At 70.2% G+C, this 12,087-nt stretch carries 12 protein-coding genes; 5 read left to right on the forward strand and 7 right to left on the reverse strand.

Annotated elements, in window-relative coordinates:
• Positions 1 to 143: 143 nt before the first annotated feature.
• The 3 genes from AB0G17_RS35895 to AB0G17_RS35905 all read right to left on the reverse strand — a co-directional run bounded on the left by AB0G17_RS35895 (position 144) and on the right by AB0G17_RS35905 (position 2,948).
• The gene (locus AB0G17_RS35895; RefSeq protein WP_361391994.1) at positions 144 to 1,844 is read right to left on the reverse strand and encodes a methylmalonyl-CoA mutase family protein; all 1,701 of its coding nucleotides are present in this window, start codon (positions 1,842 to 1,844) and stop codon (positions 144 to 146) included.
• Between the two features lie 72 nt (positions 1,845 to 1,916).
• Positions 1,917 to 2,255, reverse strand: coding sequence for a DUF3817 domain-containing protein (locus AB0G17_RS35900; RefSeq protein WP_361391997.1), 339 nt, complete (start codon positions 2,253 to 2,255; stop codon positions 1,917 to 1,919).
• A gap of 183 nt (positions 2,256 to 2,438) precedes the next feature.
• Positions 2,439 to 2,948: a MarR family transcriptional regulator gene (locus AB0G17_RS35905; RefSeq protein WP_266983936.1), complete on the reverse strand. Its 510-nt coding sequence runs from the start codon at positions 2,946 to 2,948 to the stop codon at positions 2,439 to 2,441.
• Positions 2,949 to 3,106: 158 nt separating this feature from the next.
• Here AB0G17_RS35905 and AB0G17_RS35910 point away from each other — a divergent pair, with 158 nt between their 5' ends.
• A complete protein-coding gene (locus tag AB0G17_RS35910; RefSeq protein WP_361392000.1) occupies positions 3,107 to 4,210 on the forward strand; it encodes a glycoside hydrolase family 6 protein in 1,104 nt (367 codons plus the stop codon).
• A 44-nt stretch (positions 4,211 to 4,254) separates the two neighbouring features.
• Here AB0G17_RS35910 and AB0G17_RS35915 read toward each other — a convergent pair whose 3' ends face one another.
• The 4 genes from AB0G17_RS35915 to AB0G17_RS35930 all read right to left on the reverse strand — a co-directional run bounded on the left by AB0G17_RS35915 (position 4,255) and on the right by AB0G17_RS35930 (position 8,839).
• Positions 4,255 to 6,210: a kelch motif-containing protein gene (locus AB0G17_RS35915; RefSeq protein ID WP_361392003.1), complete on the reverse strand. Its 1,956-nt coding sequence runs from the start codon at positions 6,208 to 6,210 to the stop codon at positions 4,255 to 4,257.
• A gap of 3 nt (positions 6,211 to 6,213) precedes the next feature.
• Entirely contained in the window at positions 6,214 to 8,019 is a 1,806-nt protein-coding gene (locus tag AB0G17_RS35920; RefSeq protein ID WP_361392054.1) for a cellulose synthase catalytic subunit, read from the reverse strand.
• Between the two features lie 185 nt (positions 8,020 to 8,204).
• Positions 8,205 to 8,498, reverse strand: coding sequence for an MTH1187 family thiamine-binding protein (locus AB0G17_RS35925; protein WP_190090896.1), 294 nt, complete (start codon positions 8,496 to 8,498; stop codon positions 8,205 to 8,207).
• On the reverse strand, positions 8,495 to 8,839 hold the full coding sequence (locus AB0G17_RS35930; protein WP_361392006.1) for a DUF3817 domain-containing protein: 345 nt from the start codon (positions 8,837 to 8,839) through the stop codon (positions 8,495 to 8,497). The genes AB0G17_RS35925 and AB0G17_RS35930 overlap by 4 nt, the downstream gene beginning before the upstream one ends.
• A gap of 178 nt (positions 8,840 to 9,017) precedes the next feature.
• Here AB0G17_RS35930 and AB0G17_RS35935 point away from each other — a divergent pair, with 178 nt between their 5' ends.
• The 4 genes from AB0G17_RS35935 (at position 9,018) to AB0G17_RS35950 (ending at position 11,734) form a co-directional block, all read left to right on the forward strand.
• Positions 9,018 to 9,656, forward strand: a complete 639-nt coding sequence (locus tag AB0G17_RS35935) for an AIM24 family protein (RefSeq protein ID WP_361392009.1) — start codon at positions 9,018 to 9,020, stop codon at positions 9,654 to 9,656.
• The gene (locus AB0G17_RS35940) at positions 9,656 to 10,306 is read left to right on the forward strand and encodes an AIM24 family protein (protein WP_361392012.1); all 651 of its coding nucleotides are present in this window, start codon (positions 9,656 to 9,658) and stop codon (positions 10,304 to 10,306) included. The genes AB0G17_RS35935 and AB0G17_RS35940 overlap by 1 nt, the downstream gene beginning before the upstream one ends.
• Positions 10,307 to 10,344: 38 nt before the next feature.
• Entirely contained in the window at positions 10,345 to 11,100 is a 756-nt protein-coding gene (locus tag AB0G17_RS35945) for an AIM24 family protein (protein ID WP_361392057.1), read from the forward strand.
• Positions 11,101 to 11,257: 157 nt separating this feature from the next.
• Positions 11,258 to 11,734 (forward strand): MarR family transcriptional regulator, encoded by a 477-nt coding sequence (locus tag AB0G17_RS35950; RefSeq protein ID WP_361392015.1) that lies wholly within the window; start codon positions 11,258 to 11,260, stop codon positions 11,732 to 11,734.
• Positions 11,735 to 12,087 lie beyond the last annotated feature (353 nt).

Genomic DNA, 12,087 nt, shown 5'->3' on the forward strand with positions numbered 1-12,087 from the left:
TGAGTCGCCGTGACCGCGCTGGTCGGGTGCGATCACCCGCCACTGGGGCCCGAGGGCGGCAGCGAGGGCGGTGAAAGGGGCGCGGGGAACTGCGCGACCAGCTACAGTCCACCCGCACCCGAAAAGACGGGCCACTGAGGCGCCTAGAACCCCGCCGGCTCCGTGTAGACGCCCCACTCGTCGCGCAGCACCCCACAGATCTCCCCGAGCGTCGCCTCGGCCCGCACCGCGTCCAGCATGGGCGCGATCATGTTGGACCCGTCCCGAGCGGCGGCGAGCATCGCATCCAGCGCCGCCCGCACGCGTCCGTCGTCCCGCCCCGCCTTACGCGCCGCGAGGACCCGCACCTGCTCCCGCTCCACCTCATGGCTGACCCGCAGGATCTCCAGATCCCCGGTGACGGACCCGTGGTGCACGTTCACACCCACGACCCGCTTGTCGCCCTTCTCCAGCGACTGCTGGTACTGGAACGCCGACTCGGCGATCTCCCCCGTGAACCAGCCGTCCTCGATCCCGCGCAGGATGCCCGAGGTGATCGGACCGATCGGGTGCTTGCCGTCCGGGTGCGCCCGCGTCCCGCGCTCCTTGATCTGGTCGAAGATCCTCTCGGCGTCCGCCTCGATGCGGTCGGTGAGCTGCTCCACGTACCAGGCGCCGCCGAGCGGGTCGGCCACATTGGCCACACCCGTCTCCTCCATCAGCACCTGCTGCGTGCGCAGCGCGATCTCGGCCGCCTGCTCGCTGGGCAGCGCGAGCGTCTCGTCCAGCGCGTTGGTGTGCAGCGAGTTCGTGCCGCCGAGGATCGCGGAGAGCGCCTCCACCGCCGTCCGTACGACGTTGTTGTACGGCTGCTGGGCGGTCAGCGAGACACCGGCGGTCTGGGTGTGGAAGCGCAGCCACTGCGCCTTGTCGGACTTCGCCCCGTACACCTCCTTCATCCAGCGGGCCCAGATCCGGCGCGCGGCGCGGAACTTGGCGATCTCCTCGAAGAAGTCGAGGTGCGCGTCGAAGAAGAAGGAGAGACCGGGCGCGAAGACGTCCACGTCCAGGCCGCGCGAGAGGCCCAGCTCCACGTACCCGAAGCCGTCGGCCAGGGTGTACGCCAGCTCCTGCGCGGCCGTCGCCCCGGCCTCGCGGATGTGGTAGCCGGAGACGGAGAGCGGCTTGTAGGCGGGGATGCCGGCCGCGCAGTGCTCCATCAGGTCACCGATGAGGCGCAGGTGCGGCTCGGGCTGGAAGAGCCACTCCTTCTGGGCGATGTACTCCTTGAAGATGTCGGTCTGGAGCGTGCCGTTGAGGATGGCCGGGTCGACGCCCTGCCGCTCGGCGGCGACCAGGTACATGCAGAAGACGGGCACCGCGGGCCCGCTGATCGTCATGGACGTGGTGACGTCCCCGAGCGGGATGTCCTTGAACAGGACCTCCATGTCGGCGGCGGAGTCGATGGCGACGCCGCAGTGCCCGACCTCGCCGAGCGAGCGGGGGTCGTCGGAGTCGCGCCCCATCAGGGTGGGCATGTCGAAGGCGACGGAGAGGCCGCCGCCACCCGCCTTGAGGATCATCTTGTAGCGCTCGTTGGTCTGCTCGGCGTTGCCGAACCCGGCGAACTGCCGGATGGTCCAGGTCCGGCCCCGGTAGCCGGTGGCGTGGAGACCGCGGGTGTACGGGTACTCGCCGGGCCATCCGATCCGCTCGAAGCCCTCATAGGTGTCGCCGGGCCTGGGCCCGTAGACCGGCTCGACGGAATCTCCGGAGAGCGTGGTGAAATCCGCGTCGCGCTTGCGGGCCTTGTCGTAACGGGCCTGCCAGCGCTGGCGGCCCTCCTCGATCGCGTCAGCGTCCATACCTTCGAATTTACTAGGACGTCCTAGTAAATGTCGATGGCAGACCGCCCGCGGTTCTCCGCGGGCGGTGGGTTACGCCTGGGCGCCGACCGGCGCCGACTCCGCGACCAGGGCCTCTACCTCGCGGGAGACCTTGCGCTCGACGAAGAAGGCCGCGGTGGGAATGGTGCCCGCGAGGAGCACCCACAGCTGCTTGCCGACCGGCCACTTCGCCTTGGAGCCGAGGTCGAAGGCGCAGATGAGGTACAGGACGTACAGCCAGCCGTGCGCGATGCCCACGATCTTGGTGAAGTCGGCCGCGCCGTCCATGTCCAGCAGATACTTGGCGATCACGCCGAGGGTCAGCAGGACCAGCAGGACGCCGGTGACGTAGGCCATGACGCGGTAGCGGGTCAGCACGCTCTTTTTCATGACAACGAGCGTAACGGCCGCGCTGACGCGATCTTGCGTCACCCTCCTGCGGGCCGGTGGGGGCTGGTCGCGCGGTTCCCCGCGCCCCCAGGAGGGCCCTTCGGGCCCATGTAAGGGGCGCGGGGAACCGCGCGAGCAACCCGAGACGACCCACACCCGGCCGACAACAGGAGCGACCGAGCTCTATCCGTCCTCGAAGTCGCGCGCGGCCACGCGAAGCGGGCGCAACAACGCGAAGATCTCCCCGCACTCCTCCGCGTCGTACACCCCCAGCCCGAAATCCATCTCCATCAGATCCCGCGTCGCGTTCTCGACGACCTCGCGGCCCTTGTCCGTGATGGACGCCAGCGTGCCGCGCCCGTCGTTGGGGTTGGGGCGCTTGTCGACCAGGCCCGAGCGCACCAGGCGGTCCACCGTGTTCGTCACCGACGTCGGGTGCACCATCAGCCGCTCGCCGATCTTGGACATCGGCAGCTCACCCGCCTTGGAGAAGGTGAGCAGCACCAGCGCCTCGTACCGCGCGAAGGTCAGCCCGTACGGCTTGACCACCGCGTCGACCTCGGCGAGCAGGATCTGGTGCGCGCGCATGATCGAGGTGATCGCCCCCATGGAGGGGACCGGCCCCCAGCGCTGCTGCCAGAGTTCGTCGGCGCGGGCGATGGGGTCGAACGGGAGGCTGAGCGGCTTCGGCACGCATTGACCTTACCGACTGGTCACATGCCGGTCAGCCCCGTCTCACACTTCGGCCCACACTTCGGGCCCCACGTCGCTCCGTGGCGCTCCACTGCGGAGAGTGACCGATATGTCACGCTTGTCCGCGTCCTGTGTACGCCCTGCCCTCAGGGAGCCGCATGTCCCGGCACGGAACCGCCCGGCCCGCGAACGCCCGGCCCACGAACGGCCGGGCCACGAACGCCCGGCCCACGAACAGCCGGGCCACGAACGCCCGGCGCCGCATCCTGCTCGCCGCCGCCCTGCTCACCGTGGTGGCCGGCTGCGGCTCCCCCGAACCGGGCCCCGGCGGGACCTCCGCCGCCCAGCGCCACTCCACGGGCGAGGGCGCCGAACCGGCCCCCGGCGGCCCCTTCTGGGTCGACCCGGACAGCAACGCCGCCAAGCAGATCAAGACCTGGGAGGCGCAGGGGCGCACCGCCGACGCCGAGGCGCTGCGGCGGATCGCGGACCGGCCGATGGCGGACTGGCCCGCGTGGGACAACCCGGGGCCGGGGATCCGCCGGGCCGTGGCGGGGGCGGCCAAGGACCAGCGCACGATCCTGCTGGTGGCGTACAACATCCCGCACCGCGACTGCGGCGGGCTGTCGGCGGGCGGGGCGGCGGACACGGCCGCGTACCGCACCTGGTTCGGGATGTTCGCCGACGCGATCGGGGACGCCAAGGCGATCGTGGTCCTGGAGCCGGACGCGGTGGCCCACATGGTCGACGGCTGCACCACGCCCGAGCACTGGGACGAGCGCTACCAGCTGCTCAACGAGGCGATCGACCACTTCAAGAAGCTGCCGAACACCAAGGTGTACCTGGACGCGGGCAACCCGGCGTGGATCCCCGACCCGGCCAGGCTGGTCGAGCCGCTGACCCGGGCCGGGGTCGCCCGGGCGGACGGGTTCGCGCTGAACGTCTCCAACTTCCAGACCGACGACGCCGTACGGGCGTACGGCGCCAAGGTCTCCCAGGGTCTCGGCGGCAAGCACTTCGTGATCGACACCAGCCGCAACGGGGCCGGGCCGCTGCTCGACGACCCCGACCAGGCCTGGTGCAACCCGCCCGGCCGGGCCCTGGGCAAGCCGCCGACCACCAGCACCGGGGACCCGCGGCTCGACGCGTATCTCTGGATCAAGCGGCCGGGCGACTCGGACGGGACCTGCCGGGGCGGACCGACGGCGGGCGCCTGGTGGCCGGAGTACGCCCTGGACCTGGCCCGCCGCTCGACCGCCTGAGCGCTCAGCCGATCAGCCGATCAGCCAACCAATCGATCAGTCGGTCAGTCGATCAGCAGCCACTTCGCCTCCGACGGCGTCCCCTCCGCGTCCGTGACGAAGAGCATGTACCAGCCGGGCGGCACCAGCGCCTTGTCGCCCGGCACCTCGACCGTCACCGAGTTCCGGTCCTTCGTCAGACGTACGTCGATCGAGCGCTGCTCGACATCCGTGGTGTGGGTGACCGCGCTCGGCCGCATCAGCCGCGCCTTGGCGATCCGCTCGGGGTGGGCGGTGGGGAAGGTGGCGCGGCGGTCCTGGCCGACCGCCTGCGGGCCGTCGCCGAGGGCGGGGCGCTTGTCCTTGTCCCGGTAGAGGTAGGGCGGGGTGTAGATCTCCATGCGCTGCTCGAACTTGCCGGGCTTGGTGTTGTCCTTGTCGCCGAAGAGCGAGTCGGAGCCGAAGGTGGCGACCCGGCCGTCGGGCAGCAGCAGCGCCTCGGAGTGGTAGTTGCGGCCGACCGTGGGGTCGGCAGCCTCGCGGAAGGCGTTGGTCCCCGGGTCGTAGAACTGGGCCTTGAGGATGTTGCTGGCGCCGCGGCCGCGGTAGTCCTCGGAGCCGCCGCTGGTGAAGACGGAGTCGTCGGGCAGGATCACGCTGTTGAGGTAGCGGGTGCCCTGCGGCAGCGCGGGTCCGGACTTGAAGGCGGGGCCGGCCTCCTTGAGGTCGACCAGGGCGGTGCGGGGCGTGGACTTCTCGGACTCGCCGACCCCGCCGCCTCCGAGGAGCATGAACTTCTGGTTCTGGGCGGGCGGGAGCAGCAGCGAGCTGGCCGTCTCGACCTGGTCGCCGTCGCCGAGGCCGTTGATCTTGGTGAAGGTGTTGGTGGCGATGTCCCACAGGCCCGGCTCACGGCCCTTGTCGGCGGGCCCGTAGCCCGCGTTGGCGCCGGAGTAGAAGAGCTTGCCGCCCTTGGTGAGGAAGAGCGAGGGGTAGGTCGGGAAGTAGCGGAACGGGCCCTTGGACCACTTCTTGGTCGTGGGGTCGTAGATCTCGTTGTCGCCCGCGAGGATCGCGCCCACGTCGTCGAGCCCGGAGACCGCGAGGACCTTGCCGTCCTTGAGGGTGGTGAGCGTCGGGTACCAGCGGGCCTCCCGCATCGGGGCGACCGGGATGTACTTCTCGGCCTTCGGGTCGAACTCGTAGGCCGCCCGGATGCCCTGGAAGTCCTGCTTCTCCGTGGTGATCTTCTCGGCGAGGCCGTACGTGTTCTCGGCGTCCTTGCCGGTGAGACCCTCGATCTCGTACTGGGCCTGCTCCTTCGCCACCGAGCGCGGGCCCTCGGCGACCGCCTCGACGAAGACGCGGGCCTCGGCGGCGGTGACCTTCGTCTTCCAGGGCTTCATCTGGCCGGTGGCGTAGTAGCTCACCTCGAACTCGCGCTTGGCCCTGGGCACCGTGACGTCGAACCTCGCCACGTACTCCACACCCGAGGGCGAGCGGAACCTGGTGCCCTTCTTGATGGTGACGGGCTTGTCCGGGTTCTCGTTCTTGACCCGCATCCCGCCGCCCGCCCGTTTCACCTGGCCGTCCAGGACCTCGTAGCGGGCGGTACCGCCGGCCACCAGGAGGCGGCCGTCGGGGAGCTGGGCGTGGCCGGAGCAGAAGAAGTCCTCGGGTGTGGGCACTTTCTTGAAGGTGTTGTCCTTGGGGTTCCACAGCACGGTGTCGAAGGAGCCCGCGTCGAACTTCTCCTGCTTGTTGCCGGACCCGGCGATGATCAGGACCTTGCCGGTGTGCAGCAGGGCCGCGTGGATCGCGTTGGTGCGGTACTCGGCGGGGATGTCGACGGTGTCCCAGGCGCCGTACTTGCGCATGTAGTCGGGCCGGCGGATCTGGTACGCGTGGTACTGCTGCTCGGCGAAGGAGAGCGCGGCCGGGGCGTTGAGCCCGGCGAGCAGCACGATGGCGCCGCCGCCCAGGAGGGTCTTCTTGGTGCGCTGCGAGGGCCGGTGGGCCATGGCTCAGTTGCCTCCGGTCGTCGTGGCGGCCGGTGCGGTGGTGGCGAGGGGGGCCTCCGCCGCGTCGGGCTCGGCGGCCCGCGCCGGCGCCCGTCTCCTGGCGGCCGCGCGCTCGCGCCGGGCGGTCCAGGACCAGACGGCGACGGGGGCGAGCGCGATGGCGAGGGCGAGGACCGCCCACGTCCGCATCGCGACGTGGGTGTGGCCGTAGTGGACCGAGGCGGCCAGGGACACCACGAGCACCGCGGCCCAGAAGAGGTGGATGCGGAAGGTCCACAGCCGGTCGGGGCTTGCCTCGCCGCCCTTGGGGGTGACGACGAACCGGCCGCGGGTGCGCAGCAGGGCCGAGCCGAGCGACTTTAGGTAGATGGGCGCACAGAGCGCGGACATCCCCATGCCGGCGAGCCCGCCGGAGCCCTGGGGTTCGTGGGGCGAGACGTTGTGGCGGCGGTTCCAGAGGTAGAGCCCGATCTGGAGGGCGGCCGCGTCGCTGTAGAGCATCAGCCAGACGGAGGCGGAGACCTGGGTGCCGGAGGCGCCGAACCAGAGGAACAGCACGCAGCTGACGACGCCGAGCAGCCAGTTGACGGCGGTCATCGGGTAGTAGACGAGCATCAGGCTGTACGAGAGGAGCCGCCCGGGCGGGACCCGGAACAGCGCCTTCCAGTACTGCTTGAGCAGTGTCTCGTACGTACCGCGCGACCAGCGCGTCTGCTGGGTGAAGAAGTCGGTCCAGGACTCCGGGCCCTCGCCGACGGCGAGGACGTCCGGGGTGTAGACGGACCTCCAGAAGCGGCCGGTCCCCGGGTTCCTGCGGCGGTGCAGCTCGAAGCCGGTGGCCATGTCCTCGGTGATCGAGTCGTAGAGCCCGCCGACCTGGCGCAGCGCGGTGATGCGGACGATGTTGTTGGTGCCGACGAACATCGGGGCGCGGTAGCGGTTGCCGGCCCGCTGGATCAGCGCGTGGAAGAGGAACTGCTGGGACTCGGCGGCCTTGGTGACGGGCGAGTCGTAGTTCCCGTAGACCTGGGGTCCGACCACGAACGCGACGTCGGGGTCGCGGAAGTAGCCCATCATCCGCTCCAGGAAGTCGGGGAGCGGCACGTGGTCGGTGTCGACGGAGGCGAAGAAGTCGTAGTCGCCGCCGTGCCGGGCGAGCCAGGCGTTGTAGTTGCCGTGTTTGGTACGGGCCCTGTGCGGGCCCTTCGGGCGGTTCCACTCGGGGACGCCGCTGCGGGTGAAGTGGCGCACCCCGAGCTCCTCGCAGAGGGCCTTGGCGCGTTGGTCGTCGCCCTCGTCCAGGAGCCAGACGTCGAGGGGGCCGGGGTGGTGGAGGCGGACCGCGCCCTCCAGGGTGGCCCGGACCATGGCCATGGGTTCCTTGCCGGGCACGTACGTGGTGAGGAACGCGACGCGGGTGCCGGGCTCGGGGAAGACGGGTATCGGGTCCCGGGCGACCATCGTGGCGTGGGCGATGGAGACGACGTTGACGACCATGAAGAGCTCGATCAGCCCGATCGCGACGAGCATCGCCACGTCCAGGCCGACCAGCCACTCGTCACCGCCCTCGCGCTCCACCCAGTGGGTGGGCCAGACGAGGTAGACGAGGAGGGCCGCGGTGAGCAGGGGCGCCAGCGTCATCAGGAGTACGGCGCGTATTCGGCGGGGTTCGGCGGAGAGGAGACTTCGGTAGCGCACCCGGTAGGCCGCCGGGTCCGGGCCCGGTTCCGTCAGCGGTCCGGCGAGCCGGCTGTGGGTCTCGTAGTCGTACTGCTCCGACGGACTCTCCGACCGCACTGTGCCCTCCAGCTGATCGAGTCAGTAGATAACACCACAGAAGTGGAGATTCTTGGGCGTGTCGACTGGAGTACTCCGAGTGAGCGGTTCTTGTTCGAGCGCCGCACGCGGGGTCGCGGCACGACAGAGCCCCCGGCTCCGGGCGGGGCGGCCGGGGGCTCGAACGGCGGCGCTCAAGAGCGCCAGAGGGGCGACGCTCAGGCCGAGAGGTGGCGCTCCACCGTCTCCACCTTGGAGGTGAGCCCGTCGGTGACGCCCGGGCGGACGTCGGCCTTCAGGACGAGGGAGACACGCGGGGCGCGGGCCTCGACGGCGGCGACCGCGCGCTTGACGACGTCCATCACCTCGTCCCACTCCCCCTCGATCGAGGTGAACATGGCGTCGGTCCGGTTCGGCAGCCCCGACTCCCGTACGACCCGTACGGCGTCGGCAACGTACTCCCCCACGTCCTCGCCGACGCCGAGCGGGGTGACCGAGAAGGCGACGATCACGCTCCGACCACGCCTTCCTTGCGGGCGCGGGCGGCGATCAGGGCGTCCTCGGCCTGGCGCTTGAGCCTGCGCTCGGCCACGAAGCCGCCGAACGGCAGCACGGACAGGATGAAGAACAGGGCGGCGGTCTTCACCGGCCACTTCGCCTTGTTCCAGGCGTCCGCCCAGAAGAGCACGTACAGGATGAAGAGGATGCCGTGGATCGCGCCCATCACCGGGACGGCGTTGACGTCGGTCGTCCGCTTCAGCACCGAGCACACGAGCAGCAGCAGGAACGAGACGGCTTCCGGGGCCGAGACCAGCCGGAGACGGTGAAAGGCGGATGCGGTCTTGATGTCCACGGGGGCACCTTCGGTGGGAGGGTCGGAGGGTGTTGCTTGTGAACGCAAGCACAAACGTTCTCCATTGTGACACCGGCGGCGCCGGGATCTTGGCGGGGGTCCCCGGCGGCCCCGGCGCCCGGGCGTGCCGGAGCCCCGGGCCTGGCCGGGGCGGAGCCGGTGCCGCTAACGTCAGCGCGTGGCAACGTTCCGACTCCAAGGCAGCAAAGTGCTGGCCGTCGACATGACCGGCGACGCCGTCAAGGCGAAGAACGGCTCGATGGTCGCCTACGACGGCCAGATGGCCTTCAAGAAGATGTCCGGCGGCGGTGAGGGCATCCGCGGCATGGTGACCCGCCGCCTCACCGGTGAATCCATGACCGTGATGGAGGTGAAGGGCAACGGCACCTGCTACTTCGCCGACCGGGCCTCCGAGATCAACCTGGTCTCGCTCCAGGGCGACAGGCTCTGGGTCGAGGCGAGCAACCTCCTCGCCACCGACGCGGGGCTGCGCACCGGCACCACCTTCACCGGGCTGCGCGGGGCGACCCAGGGCAACGGCCTGTTCACGACCACGGTCGAGGGCCACGGCCAGGCGGCGATCGTGTCGGACGGCCCGGCGGTGGTGCTGCGGGTGACCGCGCAGTACCCGCTCTCCGTCGACCCCGGCGCGTACATCGCCCACCAGGGCAACCTCCAGCAGCACTTCCAGTCCGGGGTGACCTTCCGCACGCTGCTCGGCGAGGGCTCGGGGGAGGCGTTCCAGATCCGCTTCGAGGGCGAGGGACTGGTGTACGTGCAGCCCAGCGAGCGCAACACGATCGGAGGGGACGTCTGATGCCCTTCCGCGAGATCAACTCCAAGATGGTCGAGGCCACGGTGGCGCCCGGCCAGAAGATGTTCAGCCAGCGCGGCGCGATGCTCGCGTACAAGGGCGAGGTGTCGTTCACGCCCAACATGCAGGGCGGCCAGGGCGGGATCATGTCGATGATCGGCCGCCGGGTCGCCAACGAGGCCACCCCGCTGATGACCGTGGAGGGCAGCGGCACGGTGATGTTCGGCCACGGCGGCCACCACATCCAGGTCATCAACCTCGCCGGGGACACGCTGTACGTGGAGGCGGACCGCCTGCTGGCCTTCGACGGCACGCTTCAGCAGGGCACGATGTTCATGGGCTCGCAGGGCGGTGTCATGGGCATGGTCCGGGGCCAGGTGACGGGCCAGGGCCTGTTCACCACCACGCTCAAGGGTCATGGCGCGGTCGCGGTGATGGCGCACGGTGGAGTGATCGAGCTGCCGATCACCCCGCAGCGCCCGGTCCACGTCGACCCGCAGGCGTACGTGGCGCACCACGGCGACGTACGCAACAAGCTGTCCACGGCGCTGGGCTGGCGGGACATGGTGGGCAGGGGCTCGGGAGAGGCCTTCCAGCTCGAACTGTCCGGCAACGGCGCGGTGTACGTCCAGGCCTCGGAGGAGAAGCTGTGAGTACCCCCCGGCCCGGAGGGCCGACGATCTTCGACCCGATGACGCTGCCCTCGGACGACAACGTCAACAAGTACACGTTCTGCGTGGAACTGAAGTCGAGCCAGTGGTTCCTGCAGAAGGGCAAGATGATCGCCTATTACGGGCGCATCGAGTTCAACGGCATCGGCCACGGCCGCCTCGACCGGCTGCTGCGCACCAGCTTCCACTCGCCGCTGCACGCCAGCGACTGGGTGGTCGCGGACGGCTCCGGCAAGATGCTGCTCGCGGACCGGGCCTTCGACGTCAACTCGTACGACCTGGAGGACGGCAACCTCACCATCCGGGCCGGGAACCTGCTCGCCTACCAGCCGACGCTGGCGCTCAAGCAGTCGATCGTGCCGGGCTTTCTGACGCTGATCGGCACGGGGAAGTTCGTGGCGGCCTCCAACGGACCGGTGGTGTTCATGGAGCCGCCGATCCGGGTGGACCCGCAGGCGCTGGTGGGCTGGGCGGACTGCCCGTCGCCCTGCCACCACTACGATCACGGCTATATGACGGGCGTACTGGGCGGAATCCGGTCACTGACGGGGCTTGGGGGGACGTCGGGCGAGGAGCACCAGTTCGAGTTCGTGGGCGCGGGCACGGTGCTGCTCCAGTCCACGGAGGTGCTGATGGCCGAGCAGATGACGGGGCAAGTGCCCGCAGAGCCGGGCGTTCCGGGCGGCGGAGCGCCGGCCGGGCAGCACGGGGCGGCGGGTTCGGTACCGCGTCTTCCCGGCCAGCTCGGAGACCTCCAGCGTCGCTTCGGCCTGTGAGCGGTAGTCTGCGGAGTGTGACGTCGAACGCGTGCACCCTTGCCAGGCGCTGACCACGACCTGGAGCGGGCGGCTGACGCACCCTTGCGGCGGTGCGTGCGGGGCGTCACACTCCGACACTTCGTTCAAAATTCAACTTCTTAGGTAGAATCCACATATGGAGACCGAGACGGCCACCAACTGGCTGACCGATAGCGAGCAGTGCGCCTGGCGCACCTATCTGGACGTCAACAGGATGCTGACGCACCAGATGGAAAAGGACCTGCAGCCGTTCGGCCTGACCAACAACGACTACGAGATCCTGGTCAACCTCTCGGAGGCCGAGGGGCAGCGGCTGCGGATGAGCGACCTCGCCGCCGCGACCCTTCAGTCCAAGAGCCGCCTCTCGCACCAGATCACGCGGATGGAGAACGCGGGGCTGGTGCGCCGGGAGAACTGCGAGTCCGACCGGCGGGGGCTGTTCGCGGTGTTGACCGAGGCGGGGGTGGAGACGATGGAGAAGGTGGCTCCGCATCATGTGGCGTCCGTGCGCAAGCACTTCATCGACTTGCTGTCGGGGGACGCGCTGCGGGACCTGCGGGCGTCTTTGACGCCGGTGGCGGAGCATCTGCGGGGGCACCGCGGCAAGCTGTGAGGTTTTGCCCCACCCCGCCGGGCCCTCCGGGGGTGGGGGTGGATTGAGGCCGGTTTCCCGGGGGCGGGCCCCCGGACCCCCGGGCGGGGCCTGCGGCCCCTGCACCCCGTTTCGCGGGGGCTCCGCCCCCTGCACCCCGCTTCGGGGCTCCGCCCCGGACCCCTTCGTCTGCGGGCCGCATGTGGCTGGTCGCGCAGTTCCCCGCGCCCCTAAAAGACTCGGGGTGCAGCGCCCGCAACCCCCCAAGGGGCGCGGGGAACTGCGCGACCAGCCCCACCGAACCCGCAGACGAACGTGGGGTGCAGGGGCCGCAGGCCCCGCCAGGGGGCCAGGGGCGCAGCCAGGGGGCCAGG

Source organism: Streptomyces sp. NPDC023838, from assembly GCF_040639555.1.
GTDB lineage: Bacteria > Actinomycetota > Actinomycetes > Streptomycetales > Streptomycetaceae > Streptomyces.

What these genes read in the sequence shown, in the direction of transcription:
- AB0G17_RS35895 (WP_361391994.1), bottom strand. Translation starts at nt 1,844, where the DNA reads ATGGACGCTGACGCGATCGAGGAGGGCCGCCAGCGCTGGCAGGCCCGT.
- AB0G17_RS35900 (WP_361391997.1), bottom strand. Translation starts at nt 2,255, where the DNA reads ATGAAAAAGAGCGTGCTGACCCGCTACCGCGTCATGGCCTACGTCACC.
- AB0G17_RS35910 (WP_361392000.1), top strand. Translation starts at nt 3,107, where the DNA reads ATGTCCCGGCACGGAACCGCCCGGCCCGCGAACGCCCGGCCCACGAAC.
- AB0G17_RS35915 (WP_361392003.1), bottom strand. Translation starts at nt 6,210, where the DNA reads ATGGCCCACCGGCCCTCGCAGCGCACCAAGAAGACCCTCCTGGGCGGC.
- AB0G17_RS35940 (WP_361392012.1), top strand. Translation starts at nt 9,656, where the DNA reads ATGCCCTTCCGCGAGATCAACTCCAAGATGGTCGAGGCCACGGTGGCG.
- AB0G17_RS35945 (WP_361392057.1), top strand. Translation starts at nt 10,345, where the DNA reads ATGACGCTGCCCTCGGACGACAACGTCAACAAGTACACGTTCTGCGTG.
- AB0G17_RS35950 (WP_361392015.1), top strand. Translation starts at nt 11,258, where the DNA reads ATGGAGACCGAGACGGCCACCAACTGGCTGACCGATAGCGAGCAGTGC.